This is a genomic window from Streptomyces sp. SS7 (genome assembly GCF_037993025.1).
Classification (GTDB): Bacteria; Actinomycetota; Actinomycetes; order Streptomycetales; family Streptomycetaceae; genus Streptomyces.
In genome coordinates this window covers 5,309,665-5,331,828 of the sequence record NZ_CP141223.1, presented here as the reverse complement: position 1 = coordinate 5,331,828, position 22,164 = coordinate 5,309,665, and the positions used below count along the sequence as shown (strand labels likewise).

Annotated in this window: 22 protein-coding genes; 13 read left to right on the top strand and 9 right to left on the bottom strand. The window is 71.6% G+C overall.

Annotation, left to right across the window (positions count from 1 at the left end):
* Positions 1 to 62: 62 nt before the first annotated feature.
* Both U5640_RS24625 and U5640_RS24620 read right to left on the bottom strand, forming a co-directional pair.
* Positions 63 to 905, bottom strand: coding sequence for a zf-HC2 domain-containing protein (locus U5640_RS24625; protein ID WP_340377912.1), 843 nt, complete (start codon positions 903 to 905; stop codon positions 63 to 65).
* A 115-nt stretch (positions 906 to 1,020) separates the two neighbouring features.
* On the bottom strand, positions 1,021 to 1,563 hold the full coding sequence (locus tag U5640_RS24620) for an RNA polymerase sigma factor (RefSeq protein WP_340377911.1): 543 nt from the start codon (positions 1,561 to 1,563) through the stop codon (positions 1,021 to 1,023).
* A 253-nt stretch (positions 1,564 to 1,816) separates the two neighbouring features.
* Here U5640_RS24620 and U5640_RS24615 point away from each other — a divergent pair, with 253 nt between their 5' ends.
* From U5640_RS24615 to pstB, 10 genes are all read left to right on the top strand, one after another.
* Entirely contained in the window at positions 1,817 to 2,239 is a 423-nt protein-coding gene (locus tag U5640_RS24615; protein ID WP_340377910.1) for a GntR family transcriptional regulator, read from the top strand.
* The gene (locus tag U5640_RS24610; protein WP_340377909.1) at positions 2,236 to 3,180 is read left to right on the top strand and encodes an ABC transporter ATP-binding protein; all 945 of its coding nucleotides are present in this window, start codon (positions 2,236 to 2,238) and stop codon (positions 3,178 to 3,180) included. The genes U5640_RS24615 and U5640_RS24610 overlap by 4 nt, the downstream gene beginning before the upstream one ends.
* Before the next feature lie 124 nt (positions 3,181 to 3,304).
* A complete protein-coding gene (locus U5640_RS24605) occupies positions 3,305 to 4,306 on the top strand; it encodes a hypothetical protein (RefSeq protein WP_340377908.1) in 1,002 nt (333 codons plus the stop codon).
* Positions 4,307 to 4,647: 341 nt separating this feature from the next.
* The gene (locus U5640_RS24600) at positions 4,648 to 6,882 is read left to right on the top strand and encodes an RNA degradosome polyphosphate kinase (RefSeq protein WP_340377907.1); all 2,235 of its coding nucleotides are present in this window, start codon (positions 4,648 to 4,650) and stop codon (positions 6,880 to 6,882) included.
* Positions 6,863 to 8,107, top strand: coding sequence for a CHAD domain-containing protein (locus tag U5640_RS24595; protein ID WP_340377906.1), 1,245 nt, complete (start codon positions 6,863 to 6,865; stop codon positions 8,105 to 8,107). Before U5640_RS24600 ends, U5640_RS24595 begins: the two co-directional genes overlap by 20 nt.
* A gap of 210 nt (positions 8,108 to 8,317) precedes the next feature.
* On the top strand, positions 8,318 to 8,755 hold the full coding sequence (locus tag U5640_RS24590; RefSeq protein ID WP_340377905.1) for an NUDIX hydrolase: 438 nt from the start codon (positions 8,318 to 8,320) through the stop codon (positions 8,753 to 8,755).
* 224 nt (positions 8,756 to 8,979) lie between these two features.
* On the top strand, positions 8,980 to 10,113 hold the full coding sequence (gene pstS, locus U5640_RS24585) for a phosphate ABC transporter substrate-binding protein PstS (RefSeq protein WP_340377904.1): 1,134 nt from the start codon (positions 8,980 to 8,982) through the stop codon (positions 10,111 to 10,113).
* Positions 10,114 to 10,250: 137 nt separating this feature from the next.
* Positions 10,251 to 11,282: a phosphate ABC transporter permease subunit PstC gene (gene pstC / locus U5640_RS24580; protein WP_340377903.1), complete on the top strand. Its 1,032-nt coding sequence runs from the start codon at positions 10,251 to 10,253 to the stop codon at positions 11,280 to 11,282.
* Positions 11,279 to 12,343, top strand: a complete 1,065-nt coding sequence (gene pstA / locus U5640_RS24575) for a phosphate ABC transporter permease PstA (RefSeq protein ID WP_340377902.1) — start codon at positions 11,279 to 11,281, stop codon at positions 12,341 to 12,343. The genes pstC and pstA overlap by 4 nt, the downstream gene beginning before the upstream one ends.
* Positions 12,344 to 12,389: 46 nt before the next feature.
* Positions 12,390 to 13,166 carry a phosphate ABC transporter ATP-binding protein PstB gene (gene pstB, locus U5640_RS24570; protein ID WP_067251735.1) on the top strand — a complete coding sequence of 259 codons (777 nt, stop codon included), beginning with the start codon at positions 12,390 to 12,392 and terminating at the stop codon, positions 13,164 to 13,166.
* Between the two features lie 839 nt (positions 13,167 to 14,005).
* On the opposite strand, the gene U5640_RS24565 is transcribed toward pstB, so the two are convergent.
* Positions 14,006 to 15,004, bottom strand: coding sequence for an inorganic phosphate transporter (locus U5640_RS24565; RefSeq protein WP_340377901.1), 999 nt, complete (start codon positions 15,002 to 15,004; stop codon positions 14,006 to 14,008).
* Between the two features lie 7 nt (positions 15,005 to 15,011).
* Positions 15,012 to 15,632, bottom strand: a complete 621-nt coding sequence (locus tag U5640_RS24560) for a DUF47 family protein (protein ID WP_055638981.1) — start codon at positions 15,630 to 15,632, stop codon at positions 15,012 to 15,014.
* A 205-nt stretch (positions 15,633 to 15,837) separates the two neighbouring features.
* On the opposite strand from U5640_RS24560, the gene U5640_RS24555 reads away from it, so the two are divergent.
* Positions 15,838 to 16,182, top strand: a complete 345-nt coding sequence (locus tag U5640_RS24555) for a metal-sensitive transcriptional regulator (protein WP_340377900.1) — start codon at positions 15,838 to 15,840, stop codon at positions 16,180 to 16,182.
* On the opposite strand, the gene U5640_RS24550 is transcribed toward U5640_RS24555, so the two are convergent.
* Positions 16,168 to 16,359, bottom strand: a complete 192-nt coding sequence (locus U5640_RS24550) for a hypothetical protein (RefSeq protein ID WP_340377899.1) — start codon at positions 16,357 to 16,359, stop codon at positions 16,168 to 16,170. The genes U5640_RS24555 and U5640_RS24550 overlap by 15 nt on opposite strands.
* A 97-nt stretch (positions 16,360 to 16,456) precedes the next feature.
* A complete protein-coding gene (locus U5640_RS24545) occupies positions 16,457 to 17,338 on the bottom strand; it encodes a hypothetical protein (RefSeq protein WP_340377898.1) in 882 nt (293 codons plus the stop codon).
* Between the two features lie 175 nt (positions 17,339 to 17,513).
* On the opposite strand from U5640_RS24545, the gene U5640_RS24540 reads away from it, so the two are divergent.
* Together U5640_RS24540 and U5640_RS24535 are read left to right on the top strand one after the other, a co-directional pair.
* Entirely contained in the window at positions 17,514 to 17,684 is a 171-nt protein-coding gene (locus tag U5640_RS24540; protein ID WP_340377897.1) for a hypothetical protein, read from the top strand.
* A 115-nt stretch (positions 17,685 to 17,799) separates the two neighbouring features.
* The gene (locus tag U5640_RS24535) at positions 17,800 to 19,359 is read left to right on the top strand and encodes an FAD-binding oxidoreductase (RefSeq protein WP_340377896.1); all 1,560 of its coding nucleotides are present in this window, start codon (positions 17,800 to 17,802) and stop codon (positions 19,357 to 19,359) included.
* Positions 19,360 to 19,369: 10 nt separating this feature from the next.
* Here U5640_RS24535 and U5640_RS24530 read toward each other — a convergent pair whose 3' ends face one another.
* From U5640_RS24530 to U5640_RS24520, 3 genes are all read right to left on the bottom strand, one after another.
* Positions 19,370 to 20,080, bottom strand: coding sequence for a phosphatase PAP2 family protein (locus U5640_RS24530; RefSeq protein WP_340377895.1), 711 nt, complete (start codon positions 20,078 to 20,080; stop codon positions 19,370 to 19,372).
* Between the two features lie 168 nt (positions 20,081 to 20,248).
* Complete coding sequence (locus tag U5640_RS24525; protein WP_340377894.1) at positions 20,249 to 21,256, bottom strand: bifunctional lytic transglycosylase/C40 family peptidase; 1,008 nt, start codon at positions 21,254 to 21,256, stop codon at positions 20,249 to 20,251.
* Between the two features lie 109 nt (positions 21,257 to 21,365).
* Entirely contained in the window at positions 21,366 to 22,112 is a 747-nt protein-coding gene (locus tag U5640_RS24520; protein ID WP_340377893.1) for a trypsin-like peptidase domain-containing protein, read from the bottom strand.
* Positions 22,113 to 22,164: the final 52 nt, after the last annotated feature.

Here is a 22,164-nt window from a genome sequence, read left to right as displayed (position 1 = left end):
GGTCGGGGAGGCGGGCGCTCGGCGGGCGGGGCCCGCGAGGTCGCCGCCCGTGCGGGCGGGGCTCATGCCGGGCCCCCGTCCGCGAAGCCGCGCAGCGGGCGGGCGTCGAAACGGTCCCTGGCCTGGTAGAGCAGCACGGCGGCGACGACCGCCAGCCCGGCGGCGACGGACTGGCCGGCCGCGGTGAAGGGGGCGAGGGGGCCGGCGGTGTGCGGCCGGGTCTCCAGCACGGCCAGCAGGGTCAGCCAGGCGCCGCCGACCAGGGCGGGTGCGAGGACCGGGCCCAGCCGGGCGGAGAGGGCGAGGCCGGTGGTGGTGAGGGCGAGGGCGGGCAGCAGCCAGGCCAGGGCCAGCAGTCCGTACCCCGGCAGGGCGAGGGTCGCCAGTCCGTTGAGCGCGAGGCCGGCGGTGAGGACCGCGACGGTGCGGATCATCAGCAGCCGGAAGCCGTGCAGCGGGGCGACGACCGCCATCTCGTAGGTCGGGTCGAGTCCGGGGCCGTAGGACAGCGCGACTCCGGCCAGCGGGAGCAGCGGGGCGAGCGCGAGGAACAGTCCGGGCAGGTCCGCCACCCGCACCGCCAGCACCGTCATGACCAGCAGGAACAGCACCGACAGCAGCCAGGAACGGCGCAGTATCGGGGTCGCCGTGAGCAGCCGCGCGGTGTGGTCGGCCACGCCGATCCGCACCAGCAGCCGCTCGACGAGGCTCGGCCGGGGCGCGTCCAGTTCGGCGTCCAGCCGCTCCCAGGCCAGGTCCAGCGCCACGGGGTCCGTGCCGGCCGCGAGCCTGGCCCGGCACTGCGCGCACCGGGTGAGGTGCGTGTCGGTGGACCACAGCAGGGGTGGCGCCAACTCGCCGAGGGCGTAGGCCCGCAGATCGTCCTCCGCCACATGCCACGTCATGCCTGTGCCTCCCTCGGTCATGCCTGTGCCTCCCTCGGCCGGTGCCGGTCGGCTCCGTCGTACGAGCGGTCGTCCCGGTCGTACGAGCGGTCGTCCCCGTCGTCCGCGATCCGTCTCATGCCAGCGCCTCCCGCAACTGCTTGCGGGCGCGCAGGGCCCGCGTCTTGACCGTGCCGGGCGGGATGCCGAGCAGGACCGCGGCCTCCCTGGTGGTGAGTCCGTCGATGACGGTCGCCTGGAGGACGGCCCGCAGCTCCGGTGAGAGGCGGGTGAGGGCCCCGGCGAGGTCCCCGTGCTCCACCCCCGCGAGCACGCGTTCCTCCGCCGAGGCCTCGTCCCGGTGGCGCAGGCGCGACAGGACCTGGCGCAGGCGGCCGCGCGCGCCGTCGCCGCGCAGGGCGTCGACCAGCCGGCGCGCGGCGATCCGCCACAGCCAGCCGGCCACGTCGCCCTCCTCGCGATAGCGGGCGCTGCCCCGCCACACCGCGAGGAACGTCTCCTGCACGACGTCGTCGACTATCCCGGCGTCGGCGCAGCGGCCGCGCATGCGCGCGGTCAGCCACGGCGCGAACCGCCGGTACAGCTCCTCGAAGGCGTGACGGTCCGCGTCTGCCGCGATGGCCCGCAGCAGCTCCCCGTCGCTTCTCGTTTCGCTCACATCCCCTCATCGGTCCGGCCCCGCCGATCGGTTCACGATCCGGCCCACGAATTTTCCTCGAGCCGTACCGCGCCGCCCCCCACCCCCGCGACCTGGCCTTTCGCCCCGATCACGGGTCCGGGGAAGGGCGGTTGCGTCTCGGGCGGAAGCGCCCGGGGCGAACCGGCGGCCTTCTCGATCTTGACTTCGCCCCTCCCTTCCACCACCCTTTCACTACTCAATTAGTGAAAGCAGGGGAAGGGGGCTGATCCGCGTGGTCGAGTACCGCATCGACCGGCACAGCGGCGTGGCCACCTACGTCCAGATCGTCCAGCAGACCAAACAGGCCCTGCGGCTCGGCGTGTTGCGGCCCGGGGACAAGCTGCCCACCGCCCGCGAGGTCGTCGAGGCGACCGCCATCAACCCGAACACCGTGCTGAAGGCGTACCGCGAGCTGGAGCGCGAGGGGCTGGTGGAGGCGCGGCGCGGAGTCGGCACGTTCGTGCGGCGCGGCCTGAGCACCGCCCCGGCCGACTCGCCCCTGCGCACCGAACTGGACGCCTGGGCCGTACGCGCCCGGGACACCGGCCTGGACCGCGAGGACGTCGCCGCGCTCTTCACCGCCGTACTCGAAGAACACTTCGCCCCGCCGGCCGCTCGCAAGGAGCCCGCACACCCCGAAGGAGACCCCTCATGACCGACCTCGCCATGGCGGCCACCGCGCTCGGCAGGCGATTCGGCCGGCGCGGGGGCTGGGCACTGCGGAACTGCACGTTCCGGCTGCCCGCCGGACGGGTCTGCGCCGTCGTCGGACCGAACGGGGCCGGAAAGTCCACCCTCCTCTCCCTCGCCGCAGGGCTGCTGGTCCCCAGCGAGGGCACCGTCACCGTCCTCGGCACCGACCCCGCGTCCGCACGCGCGCGTGTCGGCTACGTCGCCCAGGACAAGCCGCTGCACCCCCACCTCACGATCGCCGAGACCCTGCGCATGGGCGCCCACCTCAACCCGGGCCGCTGGGAGGCCGCGACCGCCGAGCGGATCGTCGCCGCGGGCGAGCTCGATCCCCGGCGCAGGATCCGCGCGCTCTCCGGCGGCCAGCGCACCCGGGTCGCCCTCGCGCTCGCCCTCGCCAAGCGGCCCGAGCTGCTGCTCCTGGACGAGCCGATGGCCGACCTCGACCCGCTCGCCCGGCACGAGCTGATGGGCGCGCTCATGTCCCAGGCGGCACAGCACGGGACGACGATCGTGATGTCGTCGCACGTCGTCGCCGAGCTGGAGGACTCCTGCGACCACCTGTTGCTCGTCGGCCGCGGCCGGGTGCGGCTCGCCGGGGAGATCGACGAGCTGCTGGCCGCCCACGCGCGCGTGAGCGCCACGGCGGAGGCCACGGATGCCACGGAGGGCGGGGCGGGTACGGCGGGCACGGCGGTGGCCGGGCTCCCCGGTCTCTCCGCGCACACGGTCGTCGAGTCCCGCGTCACCGGCCGCCAGGTCACCGCGCTGATCCGCCCCGCCGGCCGCCTCGCCGACGACTGGCGCACCTCGGCGCCCTCCCTGGAGGAGCTCCTCCTCGCCTATCTGCGCAACCCCGAGGCCGCCCCCCTCACCCCGGCCGCCCCAAAGGAGGCCCTGGCGTGAGCCCCGTAAGCCCCATGCGCCCTGTGAGCCCCGTGAGCACCCCTCCCCGACCCGACCGCCCGCCCTTCCCCGCCCGCTCACCCTTCCCCGACCGCCCGCCCTTCCCCGCTCAGGAGGCAGCCGTATGACCGCCGTCGCCCGCCCGCGAACCGGCGCCCCGCAGCCCACCACCGAGGCCGTGTCCCCCGGTGCCTCCTGGGGCACCGTCCGTACGGTCCTGCGGCTGCACCGCACCGCGCTCGTCCTCTGGACGCTCGTCGTCGTCGGCCTGAGCGGCTGCCTGGTGTGGCTCGGCACGGTCACCGCCGCCGACGAGCGCGCCGCCCAGGAAATCTGTGACCGCGCGGGCCAGGACTTCTGCGACACGACGACGGCGTACTTCATGAGTGGCATGGGCCTGATCGGTCTGGGCCTCGGCTACTCGTTCGTCGTGGTGGCCGCCTTCGCCGGCGGCTCGCTGATCGGCCGCGAGATGGAGAACGGCACCGCACACCTCGCGTGGACCCAGGGCATCAGCCCCGTCCGCTGGCTCACCGCCAAGCTCACCGTCCCCGCGCTGGTGCTGACCGCGAGCACCACCGCCCTGGTCCTCCTCTTCCGCTGGGTCTGGGACGGCAACCGGGACCTCCTCTACGACGCCTGGATGACCGACGGGTTCAACGCCCGCGGCCCGGCGGCCGTCGCGTACGTCCTGTGCGCCCTCGCCGTCGGCGCGCTCGCCGGGCTGCTGCTGCGCCGCGCGCTGCCCGCCCTCGCCGTCGCCACCGGCACGACCTGGGCGCTCTCCTTCATCCTCTCGCTGTACCGCGCCCGGCTGTGGCCCACGGTGACCAGCACCTCGACGACGAAGGGCTACCCCCACATCCCCGACGCCGCGTGGCAGGTGGAGAACGGCGCGCTGCTCCACGGCCGGCGGGTCGCGAACTTCGCGTCCTGGCAGTGCGACGGCAGCGCCGCAGAGATGCGGCGCTGCGTCGACGACCTGGGCCTCACCGGCTACTACGCCTCCTACCACCCCGAGTCCCACTACTGGCCGATCCAGCTCCTGGAGACGGGGATCGTGCTCGCCGTCACCGTCCTCGCCACCGTGGCCGTCTACCGGCTGGTGCGCCGGCGCACGGCCTGAACCGGCGGGGCCCCAGTGAGCCCGGGGTGCGTACGTCCCTCCGCGGGGGAGACGGCCGTACGCGCCCCGCCCCCGTCACCGCCCCCGGCGCCACCGCACCCCGGCAGCGTCTCCCCCACCGCCGCCCGGCCCCGACGCCCGCGGGCCGCCCCCAGATATCCCGCACGCCATGTCTCCGTAACCACTGGTTAAGACGGCCTTGCAAGGCTCGGCGAATGAAGCCCGCCGCGCCCGAGGCCTCGCCGCCCCCCGAGGGGAACGACCCCGACGGGCAGCCCGTCATGCTCCCGCCTGCACGTTCTGACGCGCCCGTATCGCTGCTGGCGCGGAAGAATGGGTCCATGAGCCAGTCACACGCCCCTCAGGCCGATGTCCAGCACCCGCAGCCCTCCGTGGGCTCCATAGCCGCGCACCGCCCGCACACCGTCGCGGCCGCGGTCTCCGATCTGGAACCCGACATCGACGCCGACCTCGACGCGTACGAGGAGTCGCAGGCCGACGGGGTCCGCCTCCCGCAGGGCCGCTTCCTCGACCGGGAGCGCAGCTGGCTCGCCTTCAACGAGCGGGTGCTCGAACTCGCCGAGGACCCGAACACGCCCCTGCTCGAACGGGCGAACTTCCTCGCCATCTTCGCGAGCAACCTGGACGAGTTCTTCATGGTCCGGGTGGCCGGGCTGAAGCGCCGTATCGCGACCGGCGTCGCCACCCGGTCCGCGTCCGGACTCCAGCCCCGCGAGGTGCTGGAGATGATCTGGGCCCGCTCGCGCGAGCTCATGGCCCGGCACGCCGCGACCTACCACGAGGACATCGCCCCCGCGCTCGCGGAGGAGGGCATCCACCTCGTCCGCTGGAACGAGCTGACCGAGAAGGAACAGGCCCGCCTGTTCACACTCTTCCGGCACCAGATCTTCCCGGTCCTCACCCCGCTGGCCGTCGACCCCGCGCACCCCTTCCCGTACATCTCGGGTCTCTCGCTGAACCTCGCGGTCGTCGTCCGCAACCCGGTGAGCGGGCACGACCACTTCGCGCGCGTCAAGGTGCCGCCGCTGCTCTCCCGCTTCCTGGAGGCCTCCCCGGGCCGGTACGTCCCCATCGAGGACGTCATCGGCGCCCACCTGGAGGAGCTGTTCCCGGGCATGGAGGTGCTGGAGCACCACGCCTTCCGGCTCACCCGCAACGAGGACCTCGAGGTCGAGGAGGACGACGCCGAGAACCTGCTCCAGGCGCTGGAGAAGGAGCTCATGCGGCGCCGGTTCGGCCCGCCGGTGCGCCTGGAGGTCGAGGAGTCCATCGACCGCACGGTGCTCGACCTGCTGGTGCGCGAGCTGAAGATCTCCGAGGCGGAGGTCTACCCGCTGCCCGGCCCGCTCGACCTCACCGGTCTCTTCCGTATCCACGGCCTCGACCGGCCCGAGCTCAAGTACAAGAAGTTCATCGCGGGCACGCACCGCGACCTCGCCGAGGTGGAGTCCGCCTCCCCTCCCGACATCTTCGGCGCCCTGCGCAGCCGTGACGTGCTGCTGCACCACCCGTACGACAGCTTCTCCACCTCCGTCCAGGCCTTCCTGGAGCAGGCGGCCGCCAACCCGGACGTCCTCGCGATCAAGCAGACCCTGTACCGCACCTCCGGCGACTCGCCGATCGTGGACGCGCTGATCGACGCGGCCGAGTCCGGCAAGCAGGTCCTCGTGCTGGTCGAGATCAAGGCCCGCTTCGACGAACACGCCAACATCAAGTGGGCGCGCAAGCTGGAGGAGGCGGGCTGCCATGTCGTCTACGGCCTCGTCGGCCTGAAGACGCACTGCAAGCTGTCCCTGGTGGTCCGTCAGGAGGGCGAGACGCTACGGCGTTACAGCCACGTCGGCACCGGCAACTACCACCCGAAGACGGCCCGGCTCTACGAGGACCTCGGGCTGCTCACCGCGGACCCGCAGGTCGGCGCCGACCTCTCCGACCTGTTCAACCGGCTCTCCGGCTACTCGCGCCGCGAGACCTACCGCCGTCTCCTCGTCGCCCCCAAGTCGCTGCGCGACGGACTGATCTCCCGGGTGGAGAAGGAGATCCAGCACCACCGCGCGGGGCGTCCGGCGTACGTCCGGGTCAAGGTCAACTCGATCGTCGACGAGGCCCTGATCGACTCCCTCTACCGGGCCTCCCAGGCGGGCGTGCCCGTCGACGTGTGGGTGCGCGGCATCTGCGCCGTGCGCCCCGGCGTGCCCGGCCTGTCGGAGAACGTGAAGGTCCGCTCGATACTCGGCCGCTTCCTGGAGCACTCCCGGGTCTTCGCCTTCGGCAACGGCGGCGAGCCCGAGGTGTGGATCGGCAGCGCCGACATGATGCACCGCAACCTCGACCGCCGTATCGAGGCCATGGTCAGGGTCGTGGACCCGGCACACCGGGCCGCCCTGAACCGCCTGCTGGAGACGGGCATGTCCGACGCCACCTCCTCCTGGCACCTCGGCCCGGACGGCGAATGGATCCGGCACGCGACCGACCCGGACGGCCAGCCCCTGCGCAACGTCCAGGAGATGCTCATAGACGCCCGGAGGCGCCGGCGTGGCACAGCAACACCATGACGTGACGGACTCGGCGGCCGGGCCCGGCGTCGTCCCCGGGCCCGTGACCGGGGACGCCCTGGCGGGCTATCTGCGGGCCCAGGCCACGGACTTCCTCCGTGCGCTGCGGCTGCACCGGGAGACGGGAGGCGGCGGTACGGCGGCGGGCGCCGCGTCGGCCGCCGGCCCCGGTGCGTCCTCCGGTGCGCCGGGCGGCGCGGAGGACGCCGTCGACGCGGTGCGCGCCCTGCGCCGTACGGCCCGCCGGATCAGCGGCAGCCTGCACACCTTCCGCCCGCTCCTCGACCCCGAGTGGTCGGAGCAGATCCGCCCGGAACTGGCCTGGCTCTCGGGCACACTGGCCCTCGAACACGCATACGAGGCCCGCCTGGAACGCCTGCTCCTCGCCCTGCACCGCCTCTCGGGCTCCGCGCCGGTCCCGCCCCAGCCACAGACACCGGGAGCCCCTGGAACCGGAACGGCCGGGACCCGCACGGCGGGAACCCGCACGCCCGGAACCGGAACGGCGGCGGGCAGCCGGGGCGGCGGCGCCGCGGCCCCCGTCACCCAGCGAGCGGCAGCCGCCCCGGGCGGTACCCGCACCACCGCGAACCCCGACCGCGCCAACCTCACGGTCGGCGCCGCCAAGGCCGGCGCCCTCCTGGACCGCCAGCTCACCCTCGCCCGCACCCGCGCCCACAGCACCGCCCTGCAGGCCCTCGGCTCCTCCCGCTTCCACGCGGTCGCCGACCAGGTCGCGGTCCTCGCCAGCGAGGTCCGGCTCACCCCGGCCGCCCCCACCACCGACCTGCGCCCCCTCGCCGCGGCCGCCGAGGAACGCCTCGCGGACGCCGTCGCCACCCTCCCCCTCCTCACCGCGGGCAGCCCCTACAACGCGGAGGCCTTGATCCACGGCCTCTCCCCGGACCCGGCCCCGCACCCTCAGGACGCCCCGTGGCACCAGGTCCGGCTGCTGCTGCGGCTGCACCGCTACGCCTGCGAGGTCCTGCACGGCCCCGGAGCGCCCCTGGACGTGCGGCTGCTGACCGCGGGCCAGGCCCTCGACCGGCACCGGGACGCCTCGGAGGCGGCGGCCGCCGCGGCCCAGGCGGCCCGCACGCCCCGGATCGCGCCGGCCACCGCGTACGCGCTCGGCGTGCTGCACGCGGACCAGCGGCACGAGGTGGAGGCCGCGCGGTACGCGTTCCAGCACTGCTGGCAGAAGCAGACCGTCGGTACGCCGTAGGGACGGTGCCGAGGTGCGCACCCCGGCGGTCATGTCGTAGAACAGCAGAGGTCGAACAGCAGAGGTCGAACAGCAGCGGTCGGCACGTCATGGACACCCCGCCGTAAGACGCGGGACAGCAGCCCGTAAACAGGAGGACAGGCGGCCGGGAAGACATCAGGCCAGGACGTCGGAACACCGGAACGTAGGAAGCCAGGCGGTGAGGACGAAGTGAGTTCCCCGAACCGGACCCCCCTGCAGACCACCCCCGTACAGGCCGCGGGCTGCGTCCTGTGGCGGCGCTCGCCGAGTGGCGGTGAACTGGAGGTGTGCCTCGTCCACCGGCCCAAATACGACGACTGGTCACACCCCAAGGGCAAGCTCAAGCGGGGGGAGGACCCGCTGACCGGCGCCCTGCGCGAAGTCGGGGAGGAGACCGGGTACCGGGCGGAGCCCGGCGCTGTGCTGCCGACCGTGAGCTACTACGCGAACGGCCGGCCCAAGCAGGTCCGCTACTGGGCGGCGGAGGCCGTCTCCGGCGCTTTCAGCCCGAACGACGAGGTAGACCGCCTCCTGTGGCTGTCACCGTCGGCGGCCCGCACCCGCCTCACCCAGCCCCGGGACCGTGACCTGGTGGACGCCCTCCTGAACACCCTGCGCCTCACCTGACCCGGGACCGCGCTGTGTCCTCAGCGTAAGCGTTCCGTGACCTAACCGGGCCTTCCCCATGGGTTCACCCGCCGTTCACTCGCGCCCGTAGGCGCCTTCACCTGATCTGCCTAATTTCAGCCTTACCCGGTGCGGTGCGCGGTCCGAGGACCCCGGCCGTGCCACCCATGACTTTCGCACGCCGCCGAATTCAGGACGGCGGCTACTGGAAGGATCTCCCTCAAGTGAAGCTTCAGCGCATGAACCGGCGGGCCCTCACCCTCGGTGCTCTCGCCGTCTCCGGCGCCCTGGCCCTCACGGCGTGCGGTTCCGACGACACGGGCTCCAGCAGCAACAGCAGCAGCAGCTCCTCCGCGACCGCCGCCGCCGGTTCGATCAAGTGTGACGACGCCAAGGGCCAGCTCCTGGCCGACGGCTCCTCCGCGCAGAAGAACGCGATCGACGCCTGGGTGAAGAACTTCACGCAGGCCTGCTCGGGCGTCCAGGTCAACTACAAGGGCTCCGGCTCGGGCGCGGGCGTCACCGCCTTCACCCAGGGCCAGGTCGCCTTCGCCGGTTCGGACTCCGCGCTGAAGCCCGAAGAGGTCACCGCCTCCAAGTCGGTCTGCTCCGGTGGCCAGGGCATCGACCTGCCGATGGTCGCGGGCCCGATCGCCGTCGCGTACAACGTCTCCGGCGTGGACGACCTGGTGCTCGACGCCTCGACGATCGCCAAGATCTTCGACGGCAAGATCACCAACTGGAACGACGCCGCGATCAAGAAGCTGAACCCCAGCGCGAAGCTTCCCGACCTGAAGATCCAGCCGTACCACCGCTCCGACGAGTCGGGTACGACGGACAACTTCACCAAGTACCTGATCGCCGCCGCCCCGAGCGACTGGAAGTACTCCGGTGGCAAGGCCTGGCAGGCCAAGGGCGGCCAGTCCGCCGCCGGCTCCTCCGGTGTCGCCCAGGGCGTGAAGCAGACCAACGGCGCCATCGGCTACATGGAGCTGTCGTACGCCAAGGACGGCCTGGGTGTCGTCTCCATCAACACCGGCGCCTCCGCCCCGGTCAAGGCCTCCTCCGAGGGCGCGACCAAGGCCGTCGCCGCCGCTCAGGTCGTCGGCACCGGCAGCGACCTGTCGCTGAAGCTCGACTACACCACCAAGGCCGACGGCGCCTACCCGATCACCCTGGTGACGTACGAGATCGCCTGCGACAAGGGCAACAAGGCCGCCACCCTGCCGGCCACGAAGGCGTTCCTGACCTACATCGCCTCCACCGAGGGCCAGGGCATCCTCTCGGGCATCGACTACGCGCCGATCCCCGACGCGATCATCTCCAAGGTCCGTACCACGATCGACGGCCTGAGCTGATCTGAAGGTGCGGTCCGGTACCGGGGAGACCCGGACCGGACCGCACCCGTCCGGTGCACCGCCGCCAGGGGCCGCCCGAGGGTCGGCCCCGCCCGAGCCGCCCACTCCCGCAGCGGCTCCGCAGACCGGAGACCCCGATGGACATATCCACGCAGAAGACAGGCGCCGACGGCGCACCCCCGCCCCACGACACTCCTCCCCCCACGACCTCCGCCGACGGCCCCCAGAAGCGCGTGGCCCACGGCGCCACCCGACCCGGCGACCGGATCTTCCTCGGTCTCTCCCGCGGGTCGGGCATCCTGCTGCTGGTGATCATGGCGGCGATCGCGGTCTTCCTGACCTACCGCGCCTACCTCGCCATCAGCAAGGACGACGCCAACTTCCTCACCGCCTTCGAGTGGAACACCGGCCTCGTCCCGCCGAAGTTCGGCATCGCCGTCCTCGCCTTCGGCACGGTCGTGTCGTCGATCATCGCGATGGCGCTGGCGGTCCCGATCGCCGTGGCGATCGCCCTGTTCATCACGCACTACGCCCCGCGCCGCCTGAGCGGCCCCCTCGCGTACGTGGTGGACCTGCTCGCCGCCGTCCCCTCCATCGTCTACGGCCTCTGGGGCGCCCTCGTCCTCGTGCCGCACATGGACGGACTGTTCGGCTGGCTCAACGACTACTTCGGCTGGACCGGGATCTTCTCCTGGGACGAGGGCGCGCCGCGCTCCATGCTGACGGTCGGCATCCTCCTGGCGATCATGATCCTGCCGATCATCACCAACGTCAGCCGCGAGGTCTTCCGCCAGGTCCCGCAGATGCACGAGGAGGCGGCCCTGGCGCTCGGCGCCACCCGCTGGGAGGTCATCCGCATGGCGGTGCTCCCCTTCGGCCGCTCCGGTGTCATCTCGGCCTCCATGCTCGGCCTCGGCCGCGCGCTCGGCGAGACGATGGCCGTCGCCACGGTCCTCTCCCCCGACTTCGACATCCACGCCAGCCTGCTGAACCCCGGCGGCGGCACTTTCGCCCAGAACATCGCCAGCAAGTTCAACGAGGCGACGGAGTACGGCCGTGACGCGCTGATCGCCTCCGGTCTCGTCCTCTTCGTCATCACCCTGCTGGTCAACGGCGCGGCCCGCATGATCATCGCCCGCCGCAAGGAGTACTCGGGGGCCAACGCATGAGCCACGCAACCGCAGTCGCCGACAAGCGCCCCAGCACGCTGCGCGGCGCGAGCCTGCCCAGCTGGTCCCCGTACGCGATCGCCGGCGGCTCGGTCGTCGTCGCCGTCGGGATCGGCCTGGCCGCCGGCCTGGACAGCAAGATCCAGTGGGGCCTGATCGCCGGGCTCCTGTTCATCGCCGGCACCTACGGCATCGCCGCCAAGGTCGAGGGCCGCCGTCAGGCGAAGGACCGCATCGCGACCTCCCTGGTCTGGGTGGCGTTCGTCCTGGCCGTGGTCCCCCTGGTCTCCCTGCTCTGGACCACCGTCGTGCGCGGCGTGAAGGTCCTGGACATCTACTTCCTGACCCACTCCATGGGAGTCGTCGCCGACTCCGAGCCGGGCGGCGGTATCTACCACGCCATCATCGGCACCCTGGAGCAGGTCGGCCTCGCCACCCTGATCGGCGCCCCGATCGGCATCCTGACGGCGATCTACCTCGTCGAGTACGGCCGCGGCGGCCTGGCGAAGGCAGTGACCTTCTTCGTGGACGTCATGACGGGCATCCCGTCCATCGTCGCGGGTCTGTTCATCCTCAGCCTCATGCTGATGTTCGACATGCAGCCCTTCGGCTTCGCGGGCTCCCTCGCGCTGGCGATCCTGATGATGCCGGTGGTCGTACGCTCGACCGAGGAGATGCTCAAGCTCGTCCCGAACGAACTGCGTGAGGCGAGCCTGGCGCTCGGCGTCCCGAAGTGGCGCACCATTCTCAAGGTGGTCGTCCCGACCTCTATCGGCGGCATCATCACCGGCGTCATGCTGGCGATCGCCCGTATCGCGGGTGAGACGGCCCCCGTCCTGCTCCTCGTCTTCGGCAACCCGTTCATCAACAACAACCCCTTCGAGGGCGCGCAGGCGTCTCTGCCGCTGTACATCTACCAGCAGTACTCGCAGAGCGCCGGTTCCACGGCGGCGTACGACCGTGCCTGGGCGGCCTCGCTCACGCTGATCGCCTTCGTGATGATCCTCAACCTCGTGGCCCGGGCCATCGCCCGCTGGAAGGCCCCGAAGACCGGTCGCTGACGCGGCCCCTCAGCTCAGCGACCGAGACGGAAGTGAAGTAGTAACCATGTCCAAGCGAATCGATGTAAGCGGGCTCACCGCCTACTACGGCACCCACAAGGCGATCGAGGACATCTCGATGACGGTCGAGCCGCGCACGGTGACGGCCTTCATCGGCCCGTCCGGCTGCGGCAAGTCGACGTTCCTGCGCACGCTGAACCGGATGCACGAGGTGACGTCGGGCGGCCGGGTCGAGGGCAAGGTCCTGCTGGACGACGAGGACCTGTACGGCGCGGGCGTCGACCCCGTCGCCGTCCGCCGCGAGATCGGCATGGTCTTCCAGCGCCCGAACCCGTTCCCCACGATGTCCATCTTCGACAACGTGGCCGCGGGCCTGCGGCTCAACGGCAACTACAAGAAGTCGCAGCTCTCGGAGATCGTCGAGAAGTCCCTCAAGGGCGCGAACCTCTGGAACGAGGTGAAGGACCGCCTCAACAAGCCGGGCTCCGGCCTCTCCGGCGGCCAGCAGCAGCGTCTGTGCATCGCCCGCGCGATCGCCGTGGAGCCGAAGGTCCTCCTCATGGACGAGCCCTGCTCGGCCCTGGACCCCATCTCCACCCTCGCCATCGAGGACCTGATCGGCGAACTGAAGGAGCGCTTCACGATCGTCATCGTGACGCACAACATGCAGCAGGCGGCGCGTGTCTCCGACCGCACGGCCTTCTTCAACCTCGCCGCCGTCGGCCAGCCCGGCAAGCTGATCGAGATCGACGACACGGAGCGCATCTTCTCCAACCCGTCCGTCCAGGCCACCGAGGACTACATCTCGGGCCGCTTCGGCTGACCGAGGCACACCACGAACCCCTCGCGGTGCTGCATGGCGGTGCCACCGCGAGGCCAAAGGGCCCGCCCCCCGACTGCCTCGGGGGGCGGGCCCAGGTGCGTCTACGTCCACCTCAACGAGGAGCCAACGACCGCCGACCGACACCACGGCAACGGCCTGCACCGGCGCGGATGCCTGCGGGTGCGGCCCCTTCGGGCAACGGCTGGCGCTACGGCAACAGCAGGCGCGGACGCCCTCGGACAGCGGCCCGGCAGCGGACACCCGCGGGTGAGCTACCCCCGGGCAACGACCGGCCACAACGGCAACCACAGGAAGGGGCGCGTGCGGACAGCGGCCCGGCAGCGGACACCCGCGGGTGACCTACCCCCGGGCAACGACCGGCCACAACGGCAACCACAGGAAGGGGCGTCTGCGGACGACGACCCGGTTGACGGCAGGCGGGGGGCAGCGCCCCAGCGCCAGGACGCACACAGGTAGGCCGCCCGGAGCCCCGGCCGACGTGGAAAGAACCGCAGGGGCACGGACGCTCTCGGGCAACGGCCCGACAGGCTGCCCCAGGGCGACGACCGGTCCCACGGCAACCACCGCTCTCGGGCGGCGGCCCGGCCCGAGAGGGGGCGCAGGTCCCGGTCGCTCCGGGGCAGCGGCTCCGCGGCGACCGCCGCGACGGCGGGCGCAGACCCGGTCGCTCCCACAGCCCGAGCCGATGCGCACCCCGCTCCTTCCCTCGCCCCGCCCCCGCCCCTCACCCCACGCCCGCAACACAACGCCCACCCCTCGACGGACCGAGACGGGTGGGCGGGTGGGCGAGGCGGGGCGGGCGGCGCGGCCACCACCGCCTACAGGAACGCCAGGTTCACCACCCAGAACGCCCCCGCAGCGACCACCGCAGCAGCCGGCATGGTGATGAACCACCCCAGCACGATGTTCTTCGCGACACCCCACCGCACCGCGTTGACCCGCTTCGTGGCCCCCACCCCCATGATCGCCGACGTGATCACATGGGTCGTGGAGATCGGCGCCTTGAACAGGAACGCCGTCGTGAACATGATCGTCGCCCCCGTGGTCTCCGCCGCGAACCCCTGCGGCGGATCCAACTCGATGATCTTCCGCCCCAGCGTCCGCATGATCCGCCACCCACCGGCGTACGTCCCCAGCGACAGCATCACCGCACAGGCGACCTTCACCCACACCGGAATCGGATCCTCGGCCGTCTGCACATCCCCGATGACCAGCGCCATCACCACGATGCCCATGGTCTTCTGCGCGTCCTGCAGACCGTGCCCGAGCGCCATCCCCGCGGCGGAGACCGTCTGCGCTATCCGGAACCCCCGCTTGGCCTTGTGCGGATTGGCCCGCCGGAAGATCCACAGGATCAGGCACATCACCAGGTACCCGCCGACCAGTCCCACGACCGGCGAGAGGAACATCGGGATGACGACCTTGTCGAGCACGCCCGACCAGATGACCTGGGTCCCCCCGGCCAGCGCCGCCCCCACCATGCCGCCGAACAGCGCGTGCGAGGAGGACGAGGGAAGCCCGAAGTACCAGGTGACCAGATTCCAGACGATCGCCCCGACCAGCGCGGCGAAGAGGATCCCCATCCCCTTCGAGCCCTCGGGCGTCTCGATCAGCCCGCTGCTGACGGTGTGGGCGACCCCGCTCCCCAGGAAGGCCCCGGCGAGATTCATCACCGCGGCCATCGCCAGCGCGGCCCGCGGCGTGAGCGCCCGCGTCGACACCGACGTCGCGATCGCGTTCGCCGAGTCGTGGAAACCGTTCGTATACGTGAAACCGAGCGCGACACAGATGGTCACGACCAGAGCAAAGGTGTCCATGAAAAGCTCAGGACTCCTTGACGGCGATGGTCTCCACCGTGTTCGCCACATGCTCGAACGCGTCGGCAGCTTCCTCCAGCACGTCCACGATCTGCTTGAGCTTCAGCACCTCGATCGCGTCGTACTTGCCGTTGAAGAGATGAGCCAGCAGCTTGCGGTGGATCTGGTCCGCCTGGTTCTCCAGCCGGTTGACCTCGATCCAGTACTCGGTGAGGTTCTCCATCGTCCGCAGGTTCGGCATGGCCTCCGCGGTCAGCTCGGCCGCCCGCGCCAGCACCTCGATCTGCTGCTCGACGCCCTTCGGCAGATCCTCGACGTTGTAGAGGACGACCAGGTCGACGGCCTCCTCCATGAAGTCCATGATGTCGTCGAGGGAGGAGGCGAGGGAGTAGATGTCCTCACGGTCGAACGGCGTGATGAACGAGGAGTTCAGCTGGTGGAAGATGGCGTGCGTCGCGTCGTCACCGGCGTGTTCCGCGGCCCGCATACGCTCTGCGATCTCGGCCCGGCCGGCGGTGTCCGCCCCGAGCAGTTCCATCAGGAGTTTCGAGCCCGTGACGATGTTGTCCGCGGATGCGGCGAACATGTCGTAGAAGCTCGTCTCCCTGGGGGTCAGACGAAAGCGCACTTGGGGTCCTCGGGATGCATCGGTTTCGGTCAAGCCAATGGCCAGGGGTGATGCTAAGCGCACCATCCGGACATGGCTATCGGGCCGTCCCCCAGTGTCACCCATCGGACAGCGTGATCAGCACGGGGGCCGCACGGGTCCCGTACCCGGCAAAGTTCGTTACGATATACCCGGCAGGGGTATATGTCCGTAACGGGAGGACGCGATGACGACGACACAGGCCACCGAGCCCACCGACCCGGCACCCGCCGAGACAGTGCCGCACGTCACGCACGGCTACCACAAGCAGAAGGACGAGCACCTCAAGCGCCTGCGCCGGATCGAGGGCCAGATCCGCGGCCTCCAGCGCATGGTCGACGAGGACACCTACTGCATCGACATACTCACCCAGGTGTCCGCCTCCACCAAGGCCCTGCAGTCCTTCGCCCTGCAGCTCCTGGAGGAACACCTGCGCCACTGCGTCGCCGACGCGGCCCTCAGGGGCGGCGACGAGATCGACGCGAAGGTGGAGGAGGCGACCAAGGCGATCGGCCGCCTACTGCGCACCTGACGCGGCCCCGCCCCCGTCCGGCGTCTCCCGCACGCGCAGCACCTGGTCGATGCTCTCCAGGCTCAGCCGTTCCTCCCCGGCCGCCGAGGCCGCGATGATCAGCTCCCCGCACAGCTCTATCTCGGCGAGGGCCACGTGGTCCTGAACTGCCGTACCGCCGACCGGAGCCACGCGCATCACCTCGTCTCTGCCGTCACCGGCTTCCTAGAGTAGGGAGCGGCGCACACGGCGCGCATGGCACGGACGGGCTAGTCCTTGCGCGGGCCCGGTGACCTCAGTCCTCCGCGATCCGCCCCGCGAAGATGTCCCGAGCCGCCGGCAGCCGTACGTCGGCGGGGGCCCCGAAGTCGTACAGCAGCGTCGTCGAGGCGACCGCCACGGCCTCCGCCTGCCGCCCGTTGACGAAGCTGAACCGGTGCCTGACCTTCCGGATCCGCCCCGCGTCGTCCAGATACACGTCGAACGGCACCCGGGCCGTGGCGAACCCTCTCGCCGCCGCCGCCAGCGCCCCCCTGCTCCCCGCCGACGCCCCCTCCGCCTCCGCCGCCACCACCAGATCCGCCGTCCCCCTGTAGTGCCGCACCGCCGTCCCCGCGACCGCGGTCCGCCCCACGTACGCCACGGTCCGCGCCCCGCGCAGCACCTCCGCCGCGGCGAACGGATCCGTGGCCCCGCCCGTCACCAGGTTCCCGTCGGACAGCGTCGCCGTCTCCACCCGCACCCATTTGTCGTCCGGCACCCCGGCCCCGCGGTGCTTCATGAACAGCGCGCCCGGCGCGAGCAGTTCGGTGATCGGCCGGTGCTCGCTCGTCCCCGCCGGATCCTGCGGCAGCAGCACCGTCAGCCGCCCCCGCTGCCTGCGGTAGTCGTAGACCCCCTCGCCCCGGATGGTCACCCGGGTCCCGCCGGTGGCCATCTCCATGGACGTACGCGCCTTCGAACTGCCCGCCTCCCGCAGCGCGTCCGCGGCCCCGCGCACCAGCCGTACCGCCTCACCGCCCCGCGCGTCTCCCGTACCGGCCGCCCCGTCGGCCACCCCGGCCGCTCCCCCCGCGCCCGAACACCCGGTCGCCCCCAGGCACCCCCCGGCCACCAGCCCGGCGGCCGCGACCACCGCACCGCCCCGTCCGCGCCGCCTGTACCACCGCTCCGTCATCGTCTGCCTACCCCCAGCCGGTACGTCCGTCACGGGTGCCCCTGTCGTCCCGCCTAACGACGGTCACGTGCCCCCGTCACGCGCCCCACCCCCCGCGCGACCGCCGAACGGGTCGTTCGCGCCTCCCGCTCCCCGGCATACGTGCCGTTGACCTTTCCTGGGTAACGTTGTCTGCGTGACGCAGCAGGACGGCTCGGCCCCTCCCCGCACCGACGGGGAACACACCACCACGACCGTCGAGCAGGGCCGGTTCTGCCTGGCCCGGTGCACCTGCGGCTGGCGCGGGCCGGCCCGCAGAGCGAGAAGCCTGGCCCGGTCGGACGCCGAGGGCCACGCCCGCGGCTGACGTCACCGTTCCGTCACCGCCGCCGCCCGCGGGAACCCGTGGCCGCGGGGCCCCGTCTCGCACCATGAAACCGACAGGCCGCGAGATGCCGACAGGCGGACGGAAGGCGCACACCATGGAACGGCGTACGTTCATCGCAGGCGGAACGGCCGCTGTAGCCGCGGTCACCACGGCGGCGTGCAGCACCTCGAAGAGCGGCGGAGCGAGCACCTCCGCCGGTGCCGACACCACCGGCCTCACCCTGCTCACCACCACCGCCGGCACCGGGCCCGCGAACTGGGCGGCGCTCGCCCGCGACCTGGACGGCACCCTCGTCCGCCCCGGCGACGCCTCCTGGACGACGGCCCGTCAGCTCTACAACACCCGCTTCGACAACCTGAAGCCGGCGGCCGTGGCGTACGTCGCCCACGCCGACGACATCCGCACCGTCCTCTCCTACGCCCGCGCGCACCGCACCAAGGTCGCGATCCGCAACGGCGGCCACTCCTACGGCGGCTGGTCCTCCGGCGATGGCCGGCTCATCGTCGACGTCTCCAGGCTGCGGACCGTCCGCGCGAGCGGAAGCTCGGCCGTCGTCGGCGCGGGCGCCAAGCTGATAGACGTCTACCGCGCCCTCGCCGCGAAGGGCGTCACGATCCCGGCCGGCTCCTGCCCGACCGTCGGCGTCTCCGGCCTGGTCCTCGGCGGCGGCCACGGGGTCGTCTCCCGCGCCTACGGCCTGACCTGCGACAGCCTCACCCAGGCCACCATCATCACGGCCGACGGCAAGCAGCTCGTCACCAGCGCCACCGAGAACAAGGACCTGTTCTGGGCGCTGCGCGGCGCCGGCAACGGCAACTTCGGCGTCGTCACCGAGCTGCGCTTCCGGACCCACGCCGCCCCGCAGGCCGTGACCGGCTATCTCACCTGGCCCTGGGCGAAGGCCGCCGCGGTGATCAAGGCCTGGCAGGAGTGGGGCCCGTCCCAGCCGGACGAGATCTGGTCCTCCCTGCACCTGGAGAACTCCGCGGGCGGCACCCCCCGGGTCGCCGTCGCCGCGTTCTGCATCGGCACCTACGGCCAGCTCCAGAACGCCGTCGACCGCCTGGCCGACCGGGTGGGCGCCCCCGCGTCCTCGGTGTCCCTGCGCCGCAAGGGCTACGAGGAGGCCATGGAGGCCTACGCGGGCTGCTCCTCCTTCAGCGCCGACGCCCAGTGCCACCTGCCCGGCTCCACCCCGGGCCGCTCCCCGCAGGGCAGGCTGGGCCGGGAGACGTACACCGCACGCAGCGACTTCTTCGACCGCTCCCTGTCCTCGGCGGGCATCCAGGCCCTGCTGAAGCAGATCAAGTCCGTCCAGGGCGGCGCCGGCAGCATCGCCCTCACCGCCCTGGGCGGCGCGATCAACCGCGTCTCCCCGACGGCCACCGCCTTCGTGCACCGCCGCTCACGCATGCTGGCCCAGTACCTCGTGTCCTGGCGGGCGGGTACGACGGGTACGACGGCCCAGTCCTGGCTGAACACGGCCCACCGGGCGATGCAGCCGTACGCCTCGGGCGCCGCCTACCAGAACTACGCCGACCCGACCCTCACGAACTGGCGCAAGGCGTACTACGGGGACGCGCTGCCGCGCCTGACCCAGCTGAAGAGGCAGTACGACCCGACGGGCTTCTTCACCTACCCGCAGGCACTCTGACACGGGTCTCTCAGGCGGCGAGGTCCCGCTCCTCGGCGGCGGCCCCGGAACGGGCCCCCGGGATGAACGCGTCCCGGGCCCGCTCCCTCGCCTGCCTGCTCCGCACGATCCACCCCACCCGCGGCGAGCGCTCGACGGCCCTCAGCAGCGGGGTGAGCGCCAGCGAGGCGAGCGGCGACAGCAGCAGCGCGACGGCGGTCCCGAGCGCGAACCCGCCCACCACGTCGGTCGGGTAGTGCACGCCCATGTAGACCCGGCAGAACCCTTCGAGCAGTGCGATCGCTATCCCGTAGAACCCGAACTTCCGGTTGGCGACGAACAGTCCGACGGCCATGGCCATGGTCAGCGTCGCGTGATCGCTCACGAACGAGTAGTCGGTCTTCCCGGAGACCAGCACCTCGAGCCCCTGGTGATCGAGGAACGGCCGGGGCCTCTCCACGAATCCCCGTATGGGCACGTTCACCAGCACGGCGACGGCGGCCGCCAGCGGCGCCCACACGAGCGCGGCGACCGCGGCCGAGGCCTCCTCGGCCCCCCGCACCGTGCGCCGCCCGCCGGCCCAGCACCACAGAATCAGCAGGACCATGGCGAGGAGCAGCCCGTACTCCCCCACGAACTCGACGATCCGGTCGAACCAATGGGGGGCGTCCTTGGCGAGACCGTTGATGTCGTAGAGCAGGTCGACGTCGGGGTTCGACCCGGAATCGGCGAGTCCAGCCATGGTGCTGCGGCCCCTTCGTCGTCTTCTGCCCGGCGCATCTCTCGTGCGCACGCCTCAACAGGAACGCACGGCCCCGGTTGATACGTTCCACTCTCCACTGAATGATCACTCAGACGTTATCGAAGAGAGATGCAAAGCCGCAGCTCAGGGGGATATTCCCGGACTGTCTCAGACGTTCGTCGGGAGCGCTTTCGCGCCATCTTCGGTCACCCGAGTGGCACCAAAGTACTCAGCCGTGTCGATGGGATCAAACCGGATCACGGCCCCCGTGTAGGGCGCGTCGATCATGTATCCGCCGCCGACGTAGATACCCACGTGATGGATGGCACGGGAGTTGCCGGGATCGGTCGAGAAGAACACCAGGTCCCCCGGCAGCAGTTCACTGCGCTTGGGGTGCGGCCCGGCGTTGTACTGGTCGTTGGCGACCCGGGGCAGGGTGATCCCGACGCTCTCGTAGGCGGCCTTGGTCAGCCCGGAGCAGTCGAAGCGTCCCCCCTGGTCAGCCGTTCCGTTGCCGCCCCACAGATAGGGCGTGCCGAGCTTCTTCTGGGCGAAGTAGATGGCCCCGGCGGCCTGCTCCGACGGATCGACCCGGGAGACGGGCGCGGCGAACGACTCCTCCAGCGTCGTGATCGTCTTCACGTAGTTCTGGGTCTCGCTGTACGGCGGCACGCCGCCGTACTTGATGACCGCGTACGCCCCGGCGTTGTAGGCGGCGAGCATGTTCTTCGTGGGGTCCCCGGGGACGTCCTTCACGTACGAGGCGAGCTGGCAGTCGTACGAAGCGGCCGACGGAATCGCGTCATTCGGGTCCCATACGTCGCGGTCGCCGTCGCCGTCGCCGTCAATGCCGTGCGTGGCCCAGGTTCCCGGGATGAATTGCGCAATGCCCTGTGCGGCGGCGGCGCTCCGCGCGCGCGGGTTGAATCCGCTCTCCTGGTACAACTGCGCGGCGAGCAGCGCGGGATTGATGGCGGAGCAGAGATTGCCCCACTTCTGCACGATCGCGCTGTAGGCGGCGGGCACGGCGCCCTTGGCGAGCGACTTGGTGCTGCCCCCCACGCCGTTCACCATGTTCCCGGCGACGATGTAGACCCCGACGACGAGCACCATCATGAAGGCGGCACCGGCACCGACGGCAGCGGTCGCCACGATCCATGCCTTACGCACCGTCAACCGCCCCTCGCCGCCCGGGAGTCCGCCCCGGTCAGTGTAGAGGCGCCCCGGCCCTTCGGGGTGATCATGTACGGGGTGGTTTCTGCAGGTTCTGCGGCCTCCGGAAGGTTTACGGATCGCAGGCCGCGTCCTCGTACAGCTCAGCGGCCTCCGCGCCGAGCACCACGCTGTACGAGATGTCCGCCGTCGCCCCGCCCTGTTCGTGGCCGCCGAGGACGCCGACTATCTGGTCGTCGCCGTTGACCCAGGGGCTGCCACTGGTGCCGCCCGTGAAGTCGGGGCAGTCGATGCGCTGCTGGGTGGAGCTGTGGGCGGTGGGGCGGTTGACGCAGCGGACCGGGGTCTCACGGGAGTTCGGGTAGCCGGTGACGGTCACGGCGGTGGCGCCGGTGGCCGTACGGGTCGCGAGCCGGTTGGCGCCCACGACGTCCTCGATCTGTCGGCCGCCGTCGGCGCGCAGGGTCGCGAAGGCGACGTCGCTGTCCTCGTCCTGGCCCTTCGCCCACCCGTCGGGCAGGAAGACGCGGGCGACCGTCCAGGTGCCGTACGGCGCCCTGCCGTCCCGGTACCCCGGGACGAAGACGAGGTCGCCGCCCCCGCCGAGGCAGTGGGCGGCCGTGACGAGGAGGTTGCGGTGGGGCGAGTGGACCACGGACGCCGTACAGAAGTGGGCGCCGGTCGGACGGCCGGCGTCCGCCGCGTCGAACAGCGCGCCGACGCGTGCCGCATCGGCCGTGGCCGCGGCCACCGTGGTCACCCCCAGGGGGCCCGGCCCACCGTCGGCCGCCGCCTCGGAGGCGGAGGTGGCGGCCACGGCGAGCAGCCCGACCGCACCGAGCAGAGCGTTTCGCTTCACCGGCTTCACCGGACCCACTGTGACCCAGAAAGGTGAGAGAAGCGTCAGACAA

What these genes read in the sequence shown, in the direction of transcription:
- U5640_RS24625 (WP_340377912.1), bottom strand. Translation starts at nt 905, where the DNA reads ATGACGTGGCATGTGGCGGAGGACGATCTGCGGGCCTACGCCCTCGGC.
- U5640_RS24610 (WP_340377909.1), top strand. Translation starts at nt 2,236, where the DNA reads ATGACCGACCTCGCCATGGCGGCCACCGCGCTCGGCAGGCGATTCGGC.
- U5640_RS24605 (WP_340377908.1), top strand. Translation starts at nt 3,305, where the DNA reads ATGACCGCCGTCGCCCGCCCGCGAACCGGCGCCCCGCAGCCCACCACC.
- U5640_RS24600 (WP_340377907.1), top strand. Translation starts at nt 4,648, where the DNA reads ATGAGCCAGTCACACGCCCCTCAGGCCGATGTCCAGCACCCGCAGCCC.
- pstC (WP_340377903.1), top strand. Translation starts at nt 10,251, where the DNA reads ATGGACATATCCACGCAGAAGACAGGCGCCGACGGCGCACCCCCGCCC.
- pstA (WP_340377902.1), top strand. Translation starts at nt 11,279, where the DNA reads ATGAGCCACGCAACCGCAGTCGCCGACAAGCGCCCCAGCACGCTGCGC.
- pstB (WP_067251735.1), top strand. Translation starts at nt 12,390, where the DNA reads ATGTCCAAGCGAATCGATGTAAGCGGGCTCACCGCCTACTACGGCACC.
- U5640_RS24565 (WP_340377901.1), bottom strand. Translation starts at nt 15,004, where the DNA reads ATGGACACCTTTGCTCTGGTCGTGACCATCTGTGTCGCGCTCGGTTTC.
- U5640_RS24555 (WP_340377900.1), top strand. Translation starts at nt 15,838, where the DNA reads ATGACGACGACACAGGCCACCGAGCCCACCGACCCGGCACCCGCCGAG.
- U5640_RS24550 (WP_340377899.1), bottom strand. Translation starts at nt 16,359, where the DNA reads ATGCGCGTGGCTCCGGTCGGCGGTACGGCAGTTCAGGACCACGTGGCC.
- U5640_RS24545 (WP_340377898.1), bottom strand. Translation starts at nt 17,338, where the DNA reads ATGACGGAGCGGTGGTACAGGCGGCGCGGACGGGGCGGTGCGGTGGTC.
- U5640_RS24535 (WP_340377896.1), top strand. Translation starts at nt 17,800, where the DNA reads ATGGAACGGCGTACGTTCATCGCAGGCGGAACGGCCGCTGTAGCCGCG.
- U5640_RS24530 (WP_340377895.1), bottom strand. Translation starts at nt 20,080, where the DNA reads ATGGCTGGACTCGCCGATTCCGGGTCGAACCCCGACGTCGACCTGCTC.